Below are 19,778 nucleotides of genomic sequence, written 5' to 3'. Positions count from 1 at the left end.
ACCTACGCGGCGGGCGTGCGGGTGGGCTTGCCCTGCACGGGGAGCGTGACGGATGCCGCGCCGAAGGTGTCGACGTCGCCTCCGATCTCGCCGGCCTGAGCGATGAGCGTCCCGGAGAACCCCGTCCCGCCATCGATCGGCTCGATGACGAACGGGAACTCCTCGCCCTCGTGCTCGAACAGGAATGTGGAGAGGCTGTTCGCGGCCTCGTGGTCCTGACCGAAGTTGATGCCGGCGACCCACGTCGCGAGCCCGCCCTTCGTGAAGCTGGAGCCCTTCTTGAGCCCCTTCCACGTCGCCGTGCTCGAGGTCGGGGTGAGCCGCACACCGGAGATCTCCGCCTCATAGGCGGTCCCACCGATCGTGATCTTGGACTCGGTCATGTAGAGCGGGTTGAACATGGTCACTCTGCTTTCTTGATTGCGGTGAGCGCCTCGAGCTGGATGTCGTAGGCGGTGTACTTGGACTGGAATGAGACCTTGTCGGCCCCGCGGAACGCGACCCACCGGAGCCTCTGGATCGGCGCGAGGAGGATGTCGAGCAGCTCGTCGAGGTGCTGGTCGGCCTGCCCGGGATCGGTCTTCTCCGAGATCACGGTGAGGACGAAAGTCGGCATGAGCACGCCCTGCGCGGCGACGTGCCGGGAGACGCTCGAGAGCTTGAGCATGAGCGTCGGCTTCGAGGGCCGGTCGATGTTCTTCTGGACCGGGACAAACTGGAACGTGCCGGCGGGGATCTCCGCGAGAAGATCGTTCTCGAGGCGGGCGCGCAGCTCCGCGTAGCCGACCATCAGACCGACTCCGGGATCGGCTCAGGATCGGGCTCGTGGCCGGTGGCCGGTGCTCCCCCGCGCGGTGGCCGCATCATGCGTCGTGCTTCGCGAGCGAGCCACGGCGGGTTGAAATCGAACCCGTCGCCGCCGATTGATCCGCCCTCGTCCGCGATCGCGTCGTTCCACAGACCGCGGACGAGCGTGAGCTGCGCGAGCCGGATCGTGCGATCGCGGGGACGCTCTGGGTCGCCGACCTCGGGCACCCATGCCTCGCAGGCGTCCTGCGCCGCGTCGAGCATGTCGGCGCGGAGATCCTCGTCGATGCCCTCGGCGGTGTCCCACAGGTCGGGGAGTTCGTCGGGGGTGATCCAGTCGACGGCCACGGCTCGTCCTCTCGTCTAGGTAGGTGGTCGGGTGCGGCCCGGCGGGTGGGATGCTGGGGGGCTCCACCGGGCCGCACCGGTCGGTTATGCGTCGGCGGTGCCGATGTGGACGAGCGCCTCGGCGCGGCGAACCATCTTCTGGAGGTAGCCGTGCACGGCCTCGTCGATGCCGCCCTTGGCGATTTCGAGCGCGTTGACGTGCAGCGGACCGCCGGGCAGCTCGTCGAACTCGAGCGCGTAGTCGGCCCCGACGATGACGGATGCCGTGTCCTCGACGCCGGTGTCGGCCTGGACGACCTGCACTTTGCCGCCGTTGCGACCGGTGGCGGTCGCGGTGCCGTCGGGGTTGACGACGAACTCGACGAACTCGGGGATCAGATCCTTCGGCGTGTAGAACATCTCCTCGAAGGCGATGTCGTTCGCGATCGCGAGTGTGGCGATGTCGCGGCGTCCGTCGGCCTTCTTGCGGCGGATCGCGAGGATGCCCTGCAGGAGCTGCCCCATCGCGCCGGCGTAGTCGTGGCCGTCGACGCCGGGGTACGCCGCGGGTGCGATCGGTGCGCCGGCGGTGGCGACGGCGAGGGCGCGGGCCTTCTCGTCCGACCACTGGTAGTAGTCCAGCTCGAGCTCGGCGAGGAATGCCTCGATGACCTCGGAGCCTCCGGGGAGGTCGAAGAACTCGCGTCCGATGTCCGCGCCACGGGCGTAGCGGTCGAGGGTCGACTCGTTGGTCACGGTGCGGCCCACTCCCGAGTTGATCTCGGTCTTGTTACCGGCCCAGGTGCCGTCGCCCCACGTCGGGTTCTGCGCGGTGCCACGGAGGAACTTGAAGTCCTTCTTGCCGCCGGCGGTGATGTCAGTGCCGTTCTTGAACAGGGTGATGATCTCGCGGACGAACGGCACGCCCAGGTCGGTGCGTCCGAGCCAGTTCTGCTGGATGACCCCGGCAGCGGGCAGAGCGCCGGTGCCGCTGATCTTGATGTCGGAGAGAGCGGCGAGCACCTCGAGCGAACCCTGGTCGAAGGGGTTCTTGCGGTAGGTGGCGATCGCGGCGATGATCTCGTGCTTGTCGGGCTCGCGCGCTGCGGTCTTGCCAGCGGGGGTTCCGGTGTTGAGTCCGACCTTCGCGGCCTGAACGTCGGTGGTGGTCATGTCGTCCTCCTCGGACTGGGTCGTTTCCTGCTCGGTGATGGTGGTGCTGATGGTGGTCTCGGTGCCGCCGTCGATCGGCGTCTCGGTGGTCTCGCTGTCGTAGCGGCGCGTGTACTTTTTGCCGTCCTCGTCGGTGTAGACGGTCTCGGTGTGGTCCTCGGCGACGGTCGTGCCGCTGGTGTCGTTCGCGTCGATCACGACCGGGGCGTCGTCGTCTGCGCTCGCGTCGGCGGCGAGGACCATCGCGGATGCGAATGCGCCCATCTCGACGAGTGCACCCGCGGCGAGCGGTCCGCCGGTGGCCTTGCCCGCTTTGATGCCGGTCTTGAACTCGCCCGACAAGCGGCGGCGCTTCCCGCTCGGGCTGGTCGCGTCCGCGAGAGCGGCGTCACCCTCCGGGGTGCGGGCGAGCGAGAACGTCGCCATGATGCCGGCGGGCTCCTCCCACACTCGTGTCGCGCGTCCGACCGGCTGGTATCGGTCGTGGTCGAGGTTCAGCGACACGACGGACGGGTCGGCGGGGAGCGTGATGACGCCCGCCTCGACCTGGAACTGTCCGACGTTGGTGTGGCCGATCTCGTTGTACGGGATGAGCAGACCGGTGATGGTGCGCTCCTCGAGGTTGGCGAGGATCTCGCCGCCCCTGATCTCGATGTCTGGCATGTCAGTCCTCCGTGGGTGTGCCGGTCTGTGCCGGGGTGCTGCTGGCGAAGTCGAAGCGGACGCGGACGCCGGAGGGCACCGCGTCGTCCTGCGAGAGCCGGTACTCGAGCGGGGCCGTCCAGAACGCCATGCGGTCCTGGAGTTCCTGCGTCTCGGTCTGCTGCGTCTCGTACGTGAGCGACGCCTGGGGCTTCGCTCCGTCGAGCGCGGATGCGTTGAGGTTGAGAAAGTTCGCGATGTCGATGCGGACCGCGTTCCGGGCCTCGGTGAGCACGTTCACGGCGGCGTCTCCCTCGAGGCGCAGGTTCACCTTGTGGGGTGCGAAGATCACCGCGCCGTCCGGGTCGCGGGTCGCGTCGGACACGGCCTTGACGTAGGCCTTCGCTTCCTTCTTGGTGAACGATCCCTCTTCCCGCTCCTCGAGGATGATCGTCGGCGTGGGGTTGCGGACGCGGGTCGCCCAAGCCCGCTCGAGAGACTTCGCGGCGCGGATGGTGTCGCGAGCCACGGAGAGCAGACCGTCGAACGGGCCGCGGAGGAGCAGGTAGCCGCCCTCGGGGATCACGTCGCCGTCGACCGTCATGCGGCCTTCGTCGTCGATGTCCCACCGGTCGTAGGGCACATGCTGCGCGTCCGCGATCTTCTGGAAGCTGGTGCCGGCCATGGTCTCGCCCTCGCGTGCGACGAGCAGCAGCGACCACGGGTAGAAGATCCAGTCGTCGAGAATGCGAGCGGTGCGCTCCCACGCGGTCTCGTCGACATCCGTGCGGTACAGCCACGGCGATTCGGTCGTCACGTCGGTCGAGCCGTTGAGCGCGCGGAGCGGTCGGTCAGCGATCTGCACGATGCGGTTGCGAGCTGCGGCGATCGCCGGCACGCTCATCGCCTCCGAGCGGGTGACCGGCGCGTGATCGATACCGAGAATGTCGGTCCAGACGAGAGAGTCGAGCTTGCCGTCACTCCACGGGGACACGATGCCCGTCGTCGTCGATCCCTTGAGCGGGGTGAGCCGACCGCGCTGGAGACGCTCGATCAGGCTGACGTGTGGAGTGAGTTTCACGAGCACGACTATCCGGATGCGGTCTGACTAACCCGGTGCGCACCGGCGTGTCGGGTGTGTCGCGGGCAGCAAAACGGGCGGGAGCCCCAGCTCACCGCCCGTCGCCGGCGCATCGTCCCCAGACCGTGCACCTACCCGCTTCCCCTGCGGACTACTCGTACTCGAGGATCGCGGTCGGGCCTCCGTCGTAGGCCGGACCGATCTCGATGCTGGTTCTCCGCGCTCGGGCGCGCTCGGCGGCTTTGTGGCGGGATGCCATGGCGACGCGCGGCTCGATGCCGTGGACGTTGATGAGGTGTCGCTCGCCCTGCTCGTAGGCCTTCTCGACAGACCACTCGAATGCATGCCAGTACGCGCATGCGGTGCAGAACGAGTAGACGTAGCGAACGGTGCTGCCGTCGCGCGTTACCTCGCGACGGATCTTCGGTGCGACGGATGCGGCGCTCATGCTGCGACGATCCCGGTCGCGTCGCCGCCGGCCTTGGAGTCGTAGTGCTGGTCCCAGTTGCGGAGCGCTCGCACGGCGGCGTCAAGGCAGGTGATGTCGTCGCCGCGCTCCATGGGTGTGAACAGCCAGACTCCCTGGTCGTTGCGAGTCTCGCGTTTCGCGGCGCGCTCCACGGCCACGTCGAGGCCGGTCTGTCCGGTGAAGTGGATGAGCGTGCCGCGCTCGAGGTCGCGGAGGAACTGGATGCAGCCTGCGGCGGTCTCGCGGTAGGTCTGCATCCGGAGTCGCGGCTTCGGCCGGAGCCGCTGCGCCTCGGTCGCGGTGGCCTTGCCTTCGGCGATGTCGTCGAACGCGATCGAGCAGCCGGGGTACTTCCGCGATAGCTCCTGCATCCGCTTGGGGAGCCAGAGCGTACCGGTGCGGTGGTCGACGACCTCGATGATTGCGCGCTTCTTGTTGTCGCGGTACGCGGCGACGATCGCGGCGACGCCGCCACCGGGCTTGACGGCGATGCCGAACGCGACACGGCGCGGGAGGGGAGGGCGCTTGCCGCGCTCAGTGCGCGTCCACCACTCACCGGGGACGGCACGCTCGCCGTACGTCTCAGGCCAGAGCGACAGGTACTCGCGAGCCCACTCGGGGCGCGGGATGCCGTGCCAGCGCTCGCGCATCGTCTCGATGGTCGTGAGCGTTCCGACGCCGGGGTGCACGGTCTCGAGCAGCTCCATCGCGGCATCCACGTCCTCGACGATCGACCACGGGGTGTCCTCGGGTGCGGCGTAGTCGAGTCCGCCCATGCCGGATTTCCCGGCGCGGAGCTGCTCGAGGAAGGTCCAGAGGACGCCGGCGCGCTGCTCGCCGGCGGTGCCGGACACGATGATCTTGGAGTCCGGGCGGGTGTCCTGGAGGGGCAGGATGCCGGCGAGGAGCGCGGCGCCGTCGTCGGGTTCGATCTCCTGCGCCTCGTCGATCCATGACACGTCTGCGGCCTTGCCTCGGTAGGCCTTCGCCTCGGGTCGCACGACCTGGAAGCTTGAGCCGTTGTCGAAGTACACACCGGCCTTCGTGTTGCCGCGGAGAACCCGGAACCCGCGCCCGTACGTCTCGGGCTCGGCGTGCGGGATAGCGTCCATGCCGAACAGCGCTTCGTGGCGAACCTGCGCGGCGGGCTTCCGCTTCACGCCGCGGAGCCACGGCGGCACGCCCTCGTCGTCCGGGGGCGAGATCCGGTCGAGGCCGTCGCGAGCCCACTCGTCGAGAGCCGAGACGCCGGCCATGCCGGTCTGCGCGGAGAACGTCACCTTGTAGCGCGGACGCGACACGCACCGGCCCAGGCACCACGACAGGATGGTCGTGGTCTTGGTGCCGCGTCGCGGGATCTCGACGGCGGCTCGCGGGTCGTCGCTGTTGAGTGCGTCGGCCAGGAGCAGCTGGTGCTCTCGGAGCGGCTCGAGCTGCGGGTCGGAAGCGCGCGCCGCGGCGACGGCGGGCTCGTCGTCGAGATCGACGAGCACATAGCCCATGAGCGCAGCTCCGGCGAGGAACTCGGCGCGGAGCTCGTCGCTGTCATCGAGCTTGCCGACCCACGTCGGCTCGAGCGCGCGGTCGCGCAGCTTGTTCCACGTCGCGCGCTCCTGGGGAGAAAAAGTTGTGCTGCCCGCTAGCGGAGGTACAGACGAGCTCTCAAAAACCATCGCGTTCGACATCAGTCCTCCAGTTGGTCGGTGGGGACGAACCGGACCCGTGCACCGGGTGACCAGTCCACGGCGTCCAGTTCGTCTTGATCGAGTAGATCGAGCAGGTCAGGGCACATCGATGAGCTGCTCGGAGAGCAGTCGAATCGCATCAGCCTGGAGGGTGGCGACGGTGGGTGCGAGGAACTCCCGTGCTGCGTCCCGTGCTGCGGCCCGTGCTGCGGCCCGTGCTGCGGCCCGTGCTGCGGCCCGTGCTGCGGCCCGTGCTGCGGCCCGTGCTGCGGCCCGTGCTGCGGCCCGTGCTGCGGCCCGTGCTGCGGCCCATGCTGCGGCCCGTGCTGCGGCCCGTGCTGCGGCCCGTGCTGCGGCCCGTGCTGCGGCCCGTGCTGCGTCCCCTGCTGCGGCCCCTGCTGCGTCCCATGCTGCGACCCCTGCTGCGTCCCATGCTGCGGCCCCTGCTGCGACCCCTGCTGCGGCCCGTGCTGCGTCCCATGCTGCGGCCCCTGCTGCGGCCCCTGCTGCGGCCCCTGCTGCGGCCCCTGCTGCGGCCCCTGCTGCGGCCCCTGCTGCGGCCCCTGCTGCGTCCCATGCTGCGCGCACGACCGGGCCCGCTGCTTCGGCTGTGGGCATGTCGATGATGGGTGCGAGGGCACGAACGTGCTGTGCGTGCTCGGGCACCGCGAGGTCGAGGAAGGCAGGCAGGTAGGTTCGAATCAGCCAGTCGAGGGCGATGTAGGAACGGCGCTCGTCGCGGTCGTCTCCGCGGGTGCCGATGATGCGTGGGATGAGCGGGACGAGCTCCTGACGCTTGTCGTCGGGCAGCACGTCGTTGAGTGCGCGGCCGTACGCTCCGAGCACGGGCGAGACGCATTCGGGGTGGTCGCTGAACGGTTCCCCGGCGACGAACGATGCTGCTTCGAGGAGGCACATGCCAGCCTCGGGTGTGCGGTGTCCGCCGGATTCGAGGGTGATGGTGGGCGTGCTCATGACTGCTTCTCCTTTGTTGTGGTTCACCATGGTCTGATTCCTTCACGCGCTCCGGCGCTGCTGCGCCTGCGTCCGTTGGTGGTCTTGGCTCCGAGCTTCCCGCCCGCTCGTAGGTTGCACATCGCGTGCGCAGCTCCCGTGTTCTGTCGTGTAGTGCGTCCGCCTTTCGATGCGGGGATCAGGTGTGCGACGTGCCACTTCTGCCCCTTCTCGACGGGTCGACCGCACTCGGTGCAGGGCAAGGGCAGACGTGCCTCGATCTCGGGTCGCAGGTGGTAGGTGCCCGATGTGTGCTTGCTGTCGCGGTGATGCTTCGACACGGCGTTTCCTGTCTCCGATCCAGAGGGTGACGAGCAGCGTCCACAGGACGATGCCGGTGATGATCGCGGGCACGGGCTCGATGTTGTCGATCACGTCAGGCTCCCCCTCGAAGGCGGGGTGAGCATGGATGTGAAGAACCGCCGGCATGCGACGACGTTGGCGAGGATCAGCCGCCCCGCCTCGGCGTAGGCCGTGGCCTTCGCGTAGTCGGCTCGTCCGCTGAGGAGCTGTCGTGCGATCTCGGCGGTGGTGCGTCCGGAGCGTGCGCACTGCTGCTGTGCGTCGGTGGAGGTCCACTGCTGTGCTTCCAACAGGAACGACTCGGCGAGTTCGTAGAGTTCGTTGCTGAGCGCGATGCGGTCGGTGTTCGTGGGTGCGTGTGGGTCGAGGGTGGTCATGCTGTCTCCTGGACTCGGGCGGTCGCGCATCCGCGCTCGCAGTGACGTTCGTCGATGAGGTCGTGACCACAGGCTCCGCGGCTCGCGCGGTTACCAACGTGAGATTTCTTCTTCGAGGTATTGGGATGGTTAAGGGACGGTTTGGGTGACGCCTCCGCCACCCCTCCCCTGGCGGGAGCGTCAGGGGGTGACGCCTCCGCCACCCCCTCCGGGGCGTCGATCTCGAGGAAGGCGGGACTGTCCTTCGGCATCCGGTGCTGCGCCGTCCGGTCGCAGTCGAGGGGGCATCGGAGCAGGAATGAGTACCGATTCGGGCGCTCATGCGCGGCGAACCGGTGATCGCCGCCGGCCTGCACGTGCCGACGGATCTCGTGCAGCTTCTCGAGCTGATCGATCGCGCGCTGCACGTTGCGAGGGTCGACGCCGGCGTACTTCGCAAGCTGCTTCACAGCGGGCCACGCACCGCCGTCGCCGTCATGGTTCGCGATGCCGAGGAGCACCAGCTTCGCCGTGCCCTTCGCGCGGGAATGGTGCAGCGCAATCGCCATTGACTCAACGCTCACGACTGGTCTCCCGCCAGCTGCTCGATGACTGCGCGATCGAACAGGTATGCGCCAGTGGCGGCGGGGAGCTTCTGGACGGTGTCGACCGTGCCGGCGCGCACTCGGCGAACGAGTGAGCTGCGGTCTATGCGCAGCATCTTCGCCGCCTCCGCCGTCCCAATCAGGTCGTTTGTCACGAGTGCAACATTGCACTACTTAGCGCATGCTGTCAATTAGCGGAACGCGCGCGTCTGCTACTTGCACAAGTTGGCGCGTATGCATAAGACTGTGCATATGTCGATGAATCCACTGACCGATCCGCGCTTCGAACTCGACCTGTCCGACCGCATGACGAAGGCCGTTCGTCACTCGGGCATGGGAGTCGCTGAGCTCGCGGAGCGCATCCAGGTCTCGCGCAACGCCGTATCGAGCTGGATCAACGGGCGGCACAAGCCGCGTCGTCGCGACCTTGTCGCGTTCGCCCTGGCGACCGGCTACCCGGTGTCCTGGCTCGAGACCGGAGTCGCGCCGGAGAATCCTGTGGGCCCTGCCGGGATCGAACCGACGACATCCACGGTGTAAACGTGGCGCTCTACCAGCTGAGCTAAAGGCCCTGGTGCGTCCAGTCTACAGACGACCCGATGCGCACCCATGTCGTGGAAGAGGGATAGGCTGAGGGCGGCACGCGTTGTGCACAGCCGACAAGGCTGCCCGCGTCGCTTCCCGTTTCCTTGGCATGACCTGCCAGCATGACGAAAGGCTCCCCCGTGACTGTGCACGACCAGGATCCGTACTCCCAGGGCAACCTCGACAGCGATCCGGAAGAGACGGGCGAGTGGCAGCAGTCGCTCGACGAGCTCGTCGAGGCGAAGGGGCACGGCCGCGGACGCGAGATCATGCTGAGCCTGCTCAAGCGCTCCAAGGAGCTGCACCTGAGCGTGCCGATGGTCCCGACCACCGACTACATCAACACGATCGCGGTCGAGAACGAGCCCGAGTTCCCCGGTGACGAGGAGATCGAGCGCCGCTACCGCGCGTGGATCCGCTGGAACGCGGCCGTCACGGTGCACCGCGCACAGCGCCCCGGCATCGGCGTCGGCGGCCACATCTCGACCTATGCGTCCTCGGCAGCGCTGTACGAGGTCGGCTTCAACCACTTCTTCCGCGGTGCCGACAACCCGGGCGGCGCCGACCAGATCTTCATCCAGGGACACGCCTCCCCCGGCATCTACGCCCGGTCGTTCCTCGAGGGCCGTCTGAGCGAGCAGCACCTCGACGGCTTCCGTCAGGAGCAGTCGCAGGCGCCGTTCGGCATCCCGTCCTACCCGCACCCGCGCCAGATGCAGGACTACTGGCAGTTCCCGACCGTGTCGATGGGCCTCGGCCCGATCAACGCGATCTACCAGGCCATGTCGAACAAGTACCTCGAGAACCGCGGCATTAAGGACACGTCGTCCTCGCAGGTGTGGGCCTTCCTCGGCGACGGCGAGATGGACGAGATCGAGAGCCGCGGCCAGCTCCAGGTCGCCGCCAACGAGGGCCTCGACAACCTCAACTTCGTGATCAACTGCAACCTGCAGCGCCTGGACGGCCCCGTCCGCGGAAACGGCAAGATCATCCAGGAGCTGGAGTCGTACTTCCGGGGCGCCGGCTGGAACGTCATCAAGGTCGTCTGGGGCCGCGAGTGGGACGACCTGCTCGCCCGCGACACCGAGGGCGCGCTGCTCAACATCATGAACCAGACGCCGGACGGCGACTACCAGACGTACAAGGCCGAGTCCGGCGCGTACGTCCGCGAGCACTTCTTCGGCAAGGACGAGCGTGCCGCAGCCCTGGTGTCGGACTACACCGACGACCAGGTCTGGCACCTCAAGCGCGGCGGCCACGACTACCGCAAGGTCTACGCGGCCTTCAAGGCGGCGGCCGAGCACAAGGGCCAGCCGACGGTCATCCTGGCGAAGACGGTCAAGGGCTACGGCCTCGGCCCGCACTTCGAGGGTCGCAACGCGACCCACCAGATGAAGAAGATGACGCTGGACAACCTCAAGACGTTCCGCGACACCATGCACATCCCTATCACGGACGCGCAGCTCGAGGAGAACCCGTACCTGCCCCCGTACTACAACCCGGGACCCCAGGACGAGACGATCCAGTACATGCTCGAGCGCCGCCGGGCACTCGGCGGCTTCCTCCCGGAGCGCCGCTCGACGCACGTGGGGCTCTCGCTGCCCGACGATGCCGCCTACGCGCTGCCCAAGAAGGGCTCCGGCACGCAGGAGATCGCCACGACCATGGCGTTCGTCCGCCTCCTGAAGGACCTGCTGCGCACCAAGGACTTCGGCCACCGCATCGTGCCGATCATCCCCGATGAGGCGCGCACGTTCGGCATGGACGCCTACTTCCCGACGGCGAAGATCTACAACCCGAACGGCCAGCACTACACGTCGGTCGATCGCGAGCTGCTCCTGGCCTACAAGGAGAGCCCGCAGGGCCAGATCGTCCACGTCGGCATCAACGAGGCCGGCGCCCTGGCCGCGTTCACGGGCATCGGAACCTCGTATGCCACGCACGGCGAGCCCCTCATCCCGATCTATATCTTCTACTCGATGTTCGGCTTCCAGCGCACGGGCGACGCCCAGTGGGCAGCGGGAGACCAGATGGCTCGCGGCTTCATCATGGGAGCAACCGCCGGGCGCACGACCCTCACGGGAGAGGGCCTGCAGCACGCGGACGGCCACTCCCACCTGCTGGCTTCGACCAACCCCGCGACGATCTCGTACGACCCTGCCTACGGCTACGAGATCGCCCACATCGTGCGCGACGGCATCGAGCGCATGTATGGCGGGAAGCACGAGGACCCGAACGTCATGTACTACATGACGCTCTACAACGAGCCCTACGTGCAGCCCAAGGAGCCGGAGGACGTGGACGTCGACGGCATCATCCGCGGCATCCACCGCATCTCGGTCGGCGAGGGCGACGGCCCCCGCGCCCAACTCTTCGCGTCGGGCGTCGGCCTGCCGTGGGCACTGGACGCGCAGGAGCTCCTGAAGAACGACTGGAACGTCGCGGCGGATGTCTGGTCCGTCACGTCCTGGACCGAGCTGCGCCGTGACGGCCTCGCCGCCGACGAGCACAACTTCCTGCACCCGGAGGAGGAGCCGCGCACGGCCTACCTCACCCAGAAGCTGCAGGGCGCCGAGGGTCCGGTCGTCGCGGTGAGCGACTTCATGCACGCCGTGCAGGACCAGATCCGTCCGTGGGTCCCGAACCGCTACGCCACGCTCGGCGCCGACGACTTCGGCTTCTCCGACACGCGTGCCGCGGCTCGTCGTTACTTCAAGATCGACGGTCCCTCGCTCGTCGTCCGCACTCTGCAGGCACTCGCCGAGGAGGGTACGGTCGACCGCTCGCTGGCCGCACAGGCCATCGAGAAGTACCGCCTCCACGATGTGAACGCGGGCACGAGCGGCAACGCGGGCGGCGAAAGCTGAGCCATCGGTGACAGCATCGTCTGCACGCGGAATGGACAAGGCCGCGACGCTCACCTGGTTGCGCCGGATCTCCGGTGACATCGCCTCGGTGACGATCAAGCGGCTGGAGGACACGCTCCCCTGGTACGCCGACATGCCACCGGCCCGCCGCTCTGCGGTCGGGCTGGTGGCTCAGGCCGGCATCACCTCGTTCATCCAGTGGTACGACGATCCGACGTCGACCCCGTGGATCGCCGCCGACATCTTCGCGGCGGCTCCGCGAGAGCTGCTGCGCAGCGTCAGCCTGCAGCAGACGCTGCAGCTCATCCGCGTCACCGTCGAGGTCACGGAGGAGCGCGTCGCCGGGCGCGGAGAGGATCTCCGCGAGGCGATCCTGCTGTACTCACGCGACCTCGCCTTCGCGGCCGCCGACGTCTACGCCCGTGCCGCCGAAGCCCGAGGCCTGTGGGATGCCCGTCTGGAGGCACTGGTCGTCGACTCGATCCTCACGGGCGAGGCCGACGAGGAGCTCCCCAGTCGGATCGCCGCGCTCGGGTGGCACGGCCACGGCGAGGTCGCGGTGCTCGTCGGCACGACTCCCCCGCAGTTCGACGTCGATCTCGTGCGCCGCACGGCACGCAAGCTCTCGATCGACGTGCTGATCGGCGTGCAGGGCTCCCGGCTCGTGCTCGTGATCGGCCGCGCCCGCGTTCCGGGCCAGGAGGGCGAGGAGCCGGAGCTGGGCTTCGACGAGATCGCCTCCCGGCTCGAGCCGTCGTTCGGACCCGGCTACGTCGTCCTCGGGCCGGCCGTGGCAGCGCTCGTCGACGCGAGCCAGAGCGCGCGCGCCGCGCTCGCGGGTTTCGCCGTCGCGCGGGCCTGGCGCAGCGCGCCGCGCCCCGTCGATGCCGACGACCTCCTCCCTGAGCGTGCTCTGGCGGGCGATCCGCTTGCCAAGCAGACGCTGATAGAACGCATCTACCGCCCGCTGCAGGCGCACTCGACCGATCTCGTGACGACGCTGTGGAGCTATCTCGACAACGGACGCTCGCTCGAGGCGACCGCGCGCGAGCTGTTCGTGCATCCGAACACGGTGCGCTACCGCCTCAAGCGCGTGAGCGAGGTCATCGGCTGGGATGCCACGGGTCCGCGCGAAGCGCTGATCCTGCAGACCGCGCTCATCCTCGGGTCGATCGGCGCAGCGGATCAGGTCCGCAGGCGTGCGCCTCTGCGTCGGCCGACGCGCTGACGTCCGCGACACGCCGAGACTGTACGCCATACACAAGGGATCTTCCGAAACTTGTGATGGATCATCCACCGCTTCCGCCCGATCGTTGGCAGACTTGGGGATGTGATTGTCGTCGTATGCCCAGGACAGGGCTCGCAGACCCCCGGTTTCCTCTCCCCCTGGCTCGAGCTGGACGGTGCGGCTGAGAGCATCGCCGCCTACTCCGAGGCCGCGCAGGTCGACCTCGCGCAGCACGGCACCGTGTCGGATGCCGACACGATCCGCGACACGCGCATCGCGCAGCCGCTGATCGTCGCCGCGTCGCTCGTCGCCGCGACCGCACTGGAGTCCCGCGCGGGCCGCCGCGCCGACGGCGTCGCCGGACACTCGGTCGGCGAGATCGCCGCACTCGTGGACAGCGGCGTGATCGATGCCGAGACCGGCATGCGTCTCGTGGGCATCCGTGGTCGCGCGATGGCGGATGCCGCGGCGCAGACCCCGACCGGTATGAGTGCCGTGCTCGGCGGCGACGAGGAGACGCTCCTCGCCCGTCTCACGGACCTCGGGCTGTCCCCCGCGAACTTCAACGGCGGCGGCCAGATCGTGGTCGCCGGCGAGCTCGCAGGCCTCGACGCCCTCGCGAGCGAGCCGGTCAAGGGCACCCGCGTCATCCCCCTCCAGGTCGCCGGTGCGTTCCACACGTCCTACATGTCGTCGGCTGTCGATGCGCTGCGCGATGCCGTCGCGACCGTGACCCCGTCGGACCCCACCATCACGCTGTGGACCAACCGCGACGGCTCCGTGGTCTCCGACGGGGCTACCGCGCTGTCGTACCTCGTCGACCAGGTCTCCTCCCCCGTGCGCTGGGACCTCTGCATGACGTCGTTCGCCGACCAGGGAATCACCGGCCTGATCGAGCTGGCGCCCGCCGGTGCCCTGACCGGGCTCGCCAAGCGCGGCCTGCGCGGCGTGCCCACCGTCGCCGTGAAGACCCCCGAAGACCTCGACGCAGCCGTCGCGCTGCTGAACGGAGAAGCAGCATGACCGCCGCCCTGAACCAGGTCTCGGGTCCCGCCTACACGCGCATCTATTCGTACGGTGCCGCGCGCGGCGAGAACGCCGTGCCGAACGACGACCTCGTGGGGCCGATCGACTCGAGCGACGAGTGGATCCGACAGCGCACCGGCATCGTCACGCGTGTGCGCGCCGACAAGGACACCGACGCGATCGACCTCGCGGCCGCCGCTGCGGCCGAGGCCATCGAGAAGTCCGGCGTGCCCGCCGACCAGGTCGACCTCGTGATCGTCGCCACGATCAGCAACCCCAAGCAGACGCCCTCGGTCTCGGCGATCGTCGCCGATCGTGTCGGTGCGAACCCCGCGGCCGCCTACGACGTGAACGCCGCCTGTGCCGGCTACGCCTATGCGGTCACCCAGGCCGACGCCCTCATCAAGGCCGGCGCCGCGCGCTATGCGCTCGTCATCGGCACCGAGAAGCTCTCCGACATCGTCGACCCGACCGACCGGAGCATCTCGTTCCTGCTCGGCGACGGTGCGGGGGCCGCACTGATCGGCCCCAGCGACGTCCCGGGCATCGCTCCCGCAGTATGGGGATCCGACGGCTCGAAGGCCGATGCCGTGGGCATGAACAGCACCCTGACCGAGTTCCGCGACGGCGAGGTGCCGTGGCCGACGCTGCGGCAGGAGGGTCAGACGGTCTTCCGCTGGGCCGTGTGGGAGATGGCGAAGGTCGCACGCGAGGCTCTCGACAAGGCGGGCGTCGAGCCTGCCGACATCGCGGCATTCATCCCGCATCAGGCCAACATGCGCATCATCGACGAGTTCGCCAAGCAGCTCGGCCTGCCGGAGTCGACCGTGATCGCGCGCGACATCGAGACCACGGGGAACACCTCGGCGGCGTCGATCCCGCTCGCCAGCCACCGTCTGATGGCCGAGCGCCCCGAGCTCTCCGGCGGCCTGGCCCTGCAGATCGGCTTCGGCGCGGGGCTCGTCTTCGCCGCCCAGGTCGTCGTCCTCCCCTGAGAACGCCCCGACCTTCCCTAGACTGTTCCACGGTTCCGAAATCAACCCCGTAAGAAAAGGAAGACCACAATGGCTTTCACCAAGGATGAGGTCCTCTCCGGCCTCGCAGAGCTGATCACCGACGAGACCGGCATCAACGCCTCCGAGGTCGCCCTCGAGAAGTCGTTCACCGATGACCTCGACATCGACTCGATCTCGATGATGACGATCGTCGTCAACGCCGAGGAGAAGTTCGGCGTCACCATCCCGGACGACGAGGTCAAGAACCTCAAGACGGTCGGCGACGCCGTCGACTTCATCGTCGCAGGCCAGGAGTAATCCAGCCAGGATGCCACCCCCGCATCCGCGGGGCGTGGCATCCTCTGCCTTGCCCGCCCTCCGCTCGACCCGCCTGACAAGGAACCACACATGACCAAGCGCATCGTCGTCACCGGCATCGGCGCCACGTCCGCCATCGGCGGGACCGCCCCCGAGAACTGGACCAACCTCCTCGCCGGAGTCTCCGGCGCTCGCACCCTCGAGCACGATTGGGTGGAGCAGTATCAGCTCCCCGTGACCTTCGCGGCCGAGGCGATCGTCCGTCCCGAAGAGGTCCTTCCGCGCCACGAGGCGAAGCGCCTCGATCCGTCCTCGCAGTTCGCCCTGATCGCGGCACGGGAGGCCTGGGCGGATGCCGGCTCGCCCGAGGTCGCCCCTGAGCGCCTCGGCGTCGACTTCGCGACCGGCATCGGCGGCCTCTGGACTCTCCTCGACGCGTGGGACACGCTGCGCGAGAAGGGCCCGCGCCGTGTGATGCCCCTCACCGTTCCGATGCTCATGCCGAACGCCGCGGCGGGCAACCTCTCGCTGCAGTTCGAGGCCCGCGCCTACGCCCAGACCGTGGTGAGCGCCTGCGCCTCCAGCACCGAGTCGATCATCCACGCCTACGACCACCTGCAGGAGGGCGTCGCGGACGTCGTGATCGCGGGCGGCACCGAGTCGGCGATCCACCCGATCACGATGGCATCCTTCGCCTCGGCTCAGGCGCTCTCGCGCCGCAACGACGACCCCGCGTCGGCATCCCGTCCGGGCGCGATCGACCGCGACGGCTTCGTGATGGGAGAGGGTGCGGCTGCGCTGATCCTCGAGACCGAGGAGCACGCGAAGGCGCGCGGCGCGAAGATCTACGGCTACGTGCTGGGCGGCTCCGTCACGGCGGACGCCTACCACATCACCGGCAACGACCCCGAGGGCAACGGAGCGGCGCGCGCCGTGACCCAGGCGCTCGAAGGCGCGGGCATCACGGCCGACCAGGTCACGCACATCAACGCGCACGCCACGTCGACGCCGGTGGGCGACCCGAACGAGTACGTCGCGCTGCGCAAGGTCTTCGGCGACCGCATCGACGAGATCCCCGTCTCGGCGACCAAGGCGTCGACGGGCCACCTGCTCGGCGGCACCGGCGCGCTCGAGGCGATCTTCTCGCTGCTGGCGCTCCGCGACCGCGTCGCGCCGCCGACCATCAACATGACGGAGCCCGACCCTGCAGTGCCCTTCAAGCTCTCGGGCGAGGCCCAACCGCTCGGCGACGGCCCGCAGATCGCGATCAGCAACTCCTTCGGCTTCGGTGGCCACAACGCCGTCGCCGTGTTCGCGAACGAGCTCTGACCCGCACGAAGAAGGGGCCGCCCCGGGGATGATCCCCGGGGCGGCCCCTTTCGTCTCCGGGCGCGGGACTACACCCGCGACGTCCGGGCGAGCTGCTGCGACCGCGCCGCGCGCATCCGGGTGGCCCAGGGCAGGAACACTCCGACCAGCGGGCCGACGCCGAACGCGAAGAGCACCGTGCCCACGCCGACCGGTCCGCCGAGCACGAACCCGATCACGAGGACGCTGCCCTCGATCAACGTGCGGACGATCCAGACGCGCCATCCGGTTCGGGCCACGAGACCGGTCATCAGGCCGTCGCGCGGTCCGGGTCCGAAGTCCGCCGCGATGTACAGGCCGGTCGCGAAGGCGAGCAGGACGAGACCGGCGACGAACATCGGCGCACCGATCCACACCGACGGCGGGGCGGGGACGACCGTGAGAGTGAGGTCGGCGCTGGGTCCGATCAGGAGGGCGTTGAGCACGGTGCCGATCCCCACGCGTTGGCGCAGGGGAATCCACAGCAGCAGCACGACGATCGACACCAGCACGGTCACGAGACCGTAGCCCAGACCGAACTGCTCGGACACTCCCAGGGCCAGGACGTCCCACGGGGCGACACCGATCCCCCCGCGCACCATGAAGCCGAGGGCGACGCCGTACAGGAAGAGGCCGATCACGAGCTGCGCGAGACGCTCGGCGAGATCGCGTCCACTGGTCGCGGTGACCGGGAGGAACGGGGAGCGGAGCTGCATCCCTCCATCGTGGCGCGGAGGCCCCTGTTCCCGTCGAGGCCAGTGAGAAGAAAGTGGCCTGACGATTCCAGTCCACTTTCCGGCATGCTGGATGCATGACCTCCCGACTCGTCGAGCACCTCGGACCGCAGAACGTCGCCGGCGCCACGGCCGTCGAACTCGCCGACCGCATCCGCGCACTGATCCTCGACGGACGGCTGACCGTCGGCGAGCGTCTCCCGAGCGAGCGAGCGCTCGCACTCGAGCTGCACCGCTCGCGCTCGACCACGACCCGGGTGTACGACCTCCTCGACCAGGACGGCTACGTGTCGCGCGTGCACGGCGGCAGCACCAGGGTCGCGCTCCCCCATGCGTCGTCCGCCTCGATCGAGGCGGACGACGAGTCGATGATCGACCTCTCGATCGCCTCCATGGACTCGACGCCCGGACTGTACGACGCGACCGTGAGGTCGCTGCCGCGTCTTGCCGCACTCCGCGGCACGAGCGGGTACTCCCTGCGCGGTCTCCCCGAGCTGCGCGAAGCGGTGGCCCGCCGCTTCCGCGAGCGCGGCGCCCCCACCGACGCGGATCAGATCGTCATCACCTCGGGCGCGCTCAACGCCCTGAACCTCGTGCTCGCGACTCTGGGGCGTCGCGGAGAACGCGCCCTGGTGGAGCAGCCCACATTCCCGCACGCGCGTGAAGCACTGCACCACCACGGATACCGCATGCTCCCCACCCCGGTCGACATCGAGGGCTGGGACGAGCGACACGTGACCGACACCCTGCTGCGCGATCGACCGCATGTCGCGTACCTGATCCCCGACTTCCACAACCCCACCGGCGCGACGCTCCCCGACTCGTCCCGCGCCCGGATCGCCACCACCGCCCGCAACGTCGGCACCCACGTGATCGTGGACGAGACGACCTCGGAGCTCGACATCGACCGCGGATGGTCTCCCCGTCCGTTCGCGGCGTTCAGCCCGGAGGTCATCACGGTCGGCTCGATGTCGAAGATCGCCTGGGGAGGCCTGCGCATCGGGTGGATCCGAGCCGATCGCGCGCTCGTGGCCCGGCTGCTCGCCGCTCGCCCGACGTTCGAGCTCGGCACGGCGCTGCTGGAGCAGTGCATCGCTATCGAACTCCTGCAGGACATGCCTGCGCTCACGACTCATGTCGCCTCCCGGCTGCGTCTGGGGCGGGATGCCGTGGCGGCGGGGCTCGGCGGCATCGACGGTGTCGAGATGCCGCCGACGCCCGGCGGGCTGTCCACATGGCTCGACCTCGGGGCTCCGATCTCGACCGCCGTCTCGCTCGCGGCGCGCGACCGCGGCCTCGTGCTGCCGCCCGGCCCGCGGTTCGCGACGGGAGGGGTGCTGGAGCGGCGGGTGCGGATCCCCATCACGCTGCCGCCGGAACGAACAGCACAGGCCATGGAACGCCTGCGGCTGGCGTGGGACGACGTCCATGCCGGTGACACGCCCCGCACCGAGGAGATCCCTCACGCCGCGGTCATCTGATCGTCGCGCAGACGAGGACCCCACCCCTTCGCAGGGGCGGGGTCCTCGTCATCTGGAGGGGGATTCGCTTTCTCAGCGTCCGGGACGGATCACCGGCATCCGATACTCGCGCCTCCCCGCTCCACGTCTCCGGAAGTGCTCAGCCGACCTTGTGCAGCCACACGACTCGCGCGTCGTCGCTCGCGTGCCGGAACGGCTCCAGCTCCTCATCCCATGCCGAGCCGAGGGCGATGTCGAGTTCGCGCTGCAGCTCGACGGCACTGCCGGCCGCAATCTCCATCGCGTAGCGGATGCGGTCCTCGCCGATCACGATGTTGCCCGCAGCGTCCGTCTGCGCGTAGTGGATGCCGAGATCCGGGGTGTGCAGCCAGCGACCGCCGTCGCTGCGCGGCGTGGGATCCTCTGTGACCTCGAAGCGGAGGTGCTCCCAGCCCCGGATGGCCGTCGCGAGCGCGGCGCCGGTTCCGACGGGACCATCCCAGTAGAACTCGGCACGGCGGGCGCCATCGAGCACGGGCTGGTCGCTCCAGTCGAAGCTGACGGCGCGACCGATAGCGCGTCCGACCGCCCATTCCAGGTGCGGGCAGAGCGCGCGAGGTGCAGAGTGGATGAACACCACTCCGCGTGCGTAAGCCGTCGCCATGATCTCTCCGTTTCATCAGGTGCGTCTTCCCCAACGACCTGAACCACGGGATCCGGCGAGATATGCGGTTATGCGCCCATTCTCGCCCAGGG

Annotated in this window: 22 protein-coding genes and 1 tRNA gene; 9 read left to right on the top strand and 14 right to left on the bottom strand. The window is 68.9% G+C overall.

The genetic code is table 11. The annotated features are described in order from the left end of the window. Positions 1 to 2 precede the first annotated feature (2 nt). From AKH00_RS00530 to AKH00_RS00500, 7 genes are all read right to left on the bottom strand, one after another. A complete protein-coding gene (locus AKH00_RS00530; protein WP_152926077.1) occupies positions 3 to 407 on the bottom strand; it encodes a hypothetical protein in 405 nt (134 codons plus the stop codon). After that, positions 404 to 790, bottom strand: coding sequence for a hypothetical protein (locus AKH00_RS00525; protein WP_050720785.1), 387 nt, complete (start codon positions 788 to 790; stop codon positions 404 to 406). Before AKH00_RS00525 ends, AKH00_RS00530 begins: the two co-directional genes overlap by 4 nt. Beyond that, on the bottom strand, positions 790 to 1,155 hold the full coding sequence (locus tag AKH00_RS00520; RefSeq protein ID WP_050720784.1) for a hypothetical protein: 366 nt from the start codon (positions 1,153 to 1,155) through the stop codon (positions 790 to 792). Before AKH00_RS00520 ends, AKH00_RS00525 begins: the two co-directional genes overlap by 1 nt. 84 nt (positions 1,156 to 1,239) lie before the next feature. Then, the gene (locus tag AKH00_RS00515; RefSeq protein ID WP_050720783.1) at positions 1,240 to 2,970 is read right to left on the bottom strand and encodes a hypothetical protein; all 1,731 of its coding nucleotides are present in this window, start codon (positions 2,968 to 2,970) and stop codon (positions 1,240 to 1,242) included. Position 2,971: 1 nt separating this feature from the next. Next, positions 2,972 to 4,030, bottom strand: a complete 1,059-nt coding sequence (locus AKH00_RS00510; RefSeq protein WP_152926076.1) for a hypothetical protein — start codon at positions 4,028 to 4,030, stop codon at positions 2,972 to 2,974. A 151-nt stretch (positions 4,031 to 4,181) separates the two neighbouring features. Beyond that, on the bottom strand, positions 4,182 to 4,478 hold the full coding sequence (locus AKH00_RS00505; RefSeq protein WP_050720781.1) for a hypothetical protein: 297 nt from the start codon (positions 4,476 to 4,478) through the stop codon (positions 4,182 to 4,184). Beyond that, a complete protein-coding gene (locus AKH00_RS00500) occupies positions 4,475 to 6,184 on the bottom strand; it encodes a hypothetical protein (RefSeq protein ID WP_050720780.1) in 1,710 nt (569 codons plus the stop codon). Before AKH00_RS00500 ends, AKH00_RS00505 begins: the two co-directional genes overlap by 4 nt. 179 nt (positions 6,185 to 6,363) lie before the next feature. Between AKH00_RS00500 and AKH00_RS18055 the strand changes: the two genes are divergently transcribed. Beyond that, a complete protein-coding gene (locus AKH00_RS18055; RefSeq protein WP_050720779.1) occupies positions 6,364 to 6,810 on the top strand; it encodes a hypothetical protein in 447 nt (148 codons plus the stop codon). A 372-nt stretch (positions 6,811 to 7,182) separates the two neighbouring features. Here AKH00_RS18055 and AKH00_RS18475 read toward each other — a convergent pair whose 3' ends face one another. The 4 genes from AKH00_RS18475 to AKH00_RS17745 form a co-directional block, all read right to left on the bottom strand. Beyond that, complete coding sequence (locus AKH00_RS18475) at positions 7,183 to 7,479, bottom strand: HNH endonuclease (protein WP_082297328.1); 297 nt, start codon at positions 7,477 to 7,479, stop codon at positions 7,183 to 7,185. 90 nt (positions 7,480 to 7,569) lie between these two features. After that, positions 7,570 to 7,878, bottom strand: a complete 309-nt coding sequence (locus AKH00_RS00490) for a hypothetical protein (protein WP_050720778.1) — start codon at positions 7,876 to 7,878, stop codon at positions 7,570 to 7,572. Next, positions 7,875 to 8,426, bottom strand: coding sequence for a helix-turn-helix domain-containing protein (locus AKH00_RS17525; RefSeq protein WP_082297327.1), 552 nt, complete (start codon positions 8,424 to 8,426; stop codon positions 7,875 to 7,877). The genes AKH00_RS00490 and AKH00_RS17525 overlap by 4 nt, the downstream gene beginning before the upstream one ends. An 11-nt stretch (positions 8,427 to 8,437) precedes the next feature. Next, positions 8,438 to 8,617 (bottom strand): hypothetical protein, encoded by a 180-nt coding sequence (locus tag AKH00_RS17745; RefSeq protein ID WP_152926074.1) that lies wholly within the window; start codon positions 8,615 to 8,617, stop codon positions 8,438 to 8,440. A gap of 79 nt (positions 8,618 to 8,696) precedes the next feature. On the opposite strand from AKH00_RS17745, the gene AKH00_RS18470 reads away from it, so the two are divergent. Then, positions 8,697 to 9,002 (top strand): helix-turn-helix domain-containing protein, encoded by a 306-nt coding sequence (locus AKH00_RS18470; RefSeq protein ID WP_082297454.1) that lies wholly within the window; start codon positions 8,697 to 8,699, stop codon positions 9,000 to 9,002. Here AKH00_RS18470 and AKH00_RS00480 read toward each other — a convergent pair. Beyond that, positions 8,962 to 9,034 (bottom strand) — tRNA-Val (locus AKH00_RS00480). The genes AKH00_RS18470 and AKH00_RS00480 overlap by 41 nt on opposite strands. 153 nt (positions 9,035 to 9,187) lie before the next feature. Here AKH00_RS00480 and aceE point away from each other — a divergent pair. The 6 genes from aceE (at position 9,188) to AKH00_RS00450 (ending at position 16,810) form a co-directional block, all read left to right on the top strand. Continuing rightward, positions 9,188 to 11,914: a pyruvate dehydrogenase (acetyl-transferring), homodimeric type gene (gene aceE / locus AKH00_RS00475; protein ID WP_050720776.1), complete on the top strand. Its 2,727-nt coding sequence runs from the start codon at positions 9,188 to 9,190 to the stop codon at positions 11,912 to 11,914. 31 nt (positions 11,915 to 11,945) lie between these two features. Then, a complete protein-coding gene (locus tag AKH00_RS00470; protein WP_050720775.1) occupies positions 11,946 to 13,142 on the top strand; it encodes a PucR family transcriptional regulator in 1,197 nt (398 codons plus the stop codon). 102 nt (positions 13,143 to 13,244) lie between these two features. Further along, positions 13,245 to 14,165, top strand: a complete 921-nt coding sequence (locus tag AKH00_RS00465) for an ACP S-malonyltransferase (RefSeq protein ID WP_050720774.1) — start codon at positions 13,245 to 13,247, stop codon at positions 14,163 to 14,165. Next, positions 14,162 to 15,163, top strand: coding sequence for a beta-ketoacyl-ACP synthase III (locus AKH00_RS00460; protein WP_050720773.1), 1,002 nt, complete (start codon positions 14,162 to 14,164; stop codon positions 15,161 to 15,163). Before AKH00_RS00465 ends, AKH00_RS00460 begins: the two co-directional genes overlap by 4 nt. 69 nt (positions 15,164 to 15,232) lie before the next feature. Beyond that, positions 15,233 to 15,481: an acyl carrier protein gene (locus AKH00_RS00455; RefSeq protein WP_050720772.1), complete on the top strand. Its 249-nt coding sequence runs from the start codon at positions 15,233 to 15,235 to the stop codon at positions 15,479 to 15,481. Positions 15,482 to 15,571: 90 nt separating this feature from the next. After that, the gene (locus AKH00_RS00450; RefSeq protein ID WP_050720771.1) at positions 15,572 to 16,810 is read left to right on the top strand and encodes a beta-ketoacyl-[acyl-carrier-protein] synthase family protein; all 1,239 of its coding nucleotides are present in this window, start codon (positions 15,572 to 15,574) and stop codon (positions 16,808 to 16,810) included. Between the two features lie 68 nt (positions 16,811 to 16,878). Here AKH00_RS00450 and yczE read toward each other — a convergent pair whose 3' ends face one another. Beyond that, positions 16,879 to 17,544 carry a membrane protein YczE gene (yczE, locus tag AKH00_RS00445; protein ID WP_050720770.1) on the bottom strand — a complete coding sequence of 222 codons (666 nt, stop codon included), beginning with the start codon at positions 17,542 to 17,544 and terminating at the stop codon, positions 16,879 to 16,881. A gap of 95 nt (positions 17,545 to 17,639) precedes the next feature. Between yczE and yczR the strand changes: the two genes are divergently transcribed. Next, positions 17,640 to 19,043, top strand: a complete 1,404-nt coding sequence (gene yczR / locus AKH00_RS00440; protein ID WP_050720769.1) for a MocR-like transcription factor YczR — start codon at positions 17,640 to 17,642, stop codon at positions 19,041 to 19,043. Positions 19,044 to 19,182: 139 nt separating this feature from the next. Here yczR and AKH00_RS00435 read toward each other — a convergent pair whose 3' ends face one another. Next, positions 19,183 to 19,686 carry a DUF3145 domain-containing protein gene (locus tag AKH00_RS00435; RefSeq protein ID WP_050720768.1) on the bottom strand — a complete coding sequence of 168 codons (504 nt, stop codon included), beginning with the start codon at positions 19,684 to 19,686 and terminating at the stop codon, positions 19,183 to 19,185. Positions 19,687 to 19,778: the final 92 nt, after the last annotated feature.

The sequence above is a fragment of the Microbacterium sp. GCS4 genome (assembly GCF_001262495.1).
GTDB lineage: Bacteria > Actinomycetota > Actinomycetes > Actinomycetales > Microbacteriaceae > Microbacterium.
Note: the sequence above shows the minus strand (reverse complement) of the source record. Positions and strands in the feature narration are given on the sequence as shown.

Excerpts from the sequence above, each read along its gene's own strand:
- AKH00_RS00525 (WP_050720785.1), bottom strand. The coding sequence starts at position 790 with ATGGTCGGCTACGCGGAGCTGCGCGCCCGCCTCGAGAACGATCTTCTC.
- AKH00_RS00515 (WP_050720783.1), bottom strand. The coding sequence starts at position 2,970 with ATGCCAGACATCGAGATCAGGGGCGGCGAGATCCTCGCCAACCTCGAG.
- AKH00_RS00505 (WP_050720781.1), bottom strand. The coding sequence starts at position 4,478 with ATGAGCGCCGCATCCGTCGCACCGAAGATCCGTCGCGAGGTAACGCGC.
- AKH00_RS00500 (WP_050720780.1), bottom strand. The coding sequence starts at position 6,184 with ATGTCGAACGCGATGGTTTTTGAGAGCTCGTCTGTACCTCCGCTAGCG.
- AKH00_RS00490 (WP_050720778.1), bottom strand. The coding sequence starts at position 7,878 with ATGACCACCCTCGACCCACACGCACCCACGAACACCGACCGCATCGCG.
- AKH00_RS17525 (WP_082297327.1), bottom strand. The coding sequence starts at position 8,426 with ATGGCGATTGCGCTGCACCATTCCCGCGCGAAGGGCACGGCGAAGCTG.
- AKH00_RS18470 (WP_082297454.1), top strand. The coding sequence starts at position 8,697 with ATGCATAAGACTGTGCATATGTCGATGAATCCACTGACCGATCCGCGC.
- AKH00_RS00470 (WP_050720775.1), top strand. The coding sequence starts at position 11,946 with ATGGACAAGGCCGCGACGCTCACCTGGTTGCGCCGGATCTCCGGTGAC.
- AKH00_RS00460 (WP_050720773.1), top strand. The coding sequence starts at position 14,162 with ATGACCGCCGCCCTGAACCAGGTCTCGGGTCCCGCCTACACGCGCATC.
- AKH00_RS00455 (WP_050720772.1), top strand. The coding sequence starts at position 15,233 with ATGGCTTTCACCAAGGATGAGGTCCTCTCCGGCCTCGCAGAGCTGATC.
- AKH00_RS00450 (WP_050720771.1), top strand. The coding sequence starts at position 15,572 with ATGACCAAGCGCATCGTCGTCACCGGCATCGGCGCCACGTCCGCCATC.
- yczE (WP_050720770.1), bottom strand. The coding sequence starts at position 17,544 with ATGCAGCTCCGCTCCCCGTTCCTCCCGGTCACCGCGACCAGTGGACGC.
- yczR (WP_050720769.1), top strand. The coding sequence starts at position 17,640 with ATGACCTCCCGACTCGTCGAGCACCTCGGACCGCAGAACGTCGCCGGC.
- AKH00_RS00435 (WP_050720768.1), bottom strand. The coding sequence starts at position 19,686 with ATGGCGACGGCTTACGCACGCGGAGTGGTGTTCATCCACTCTGCACCT.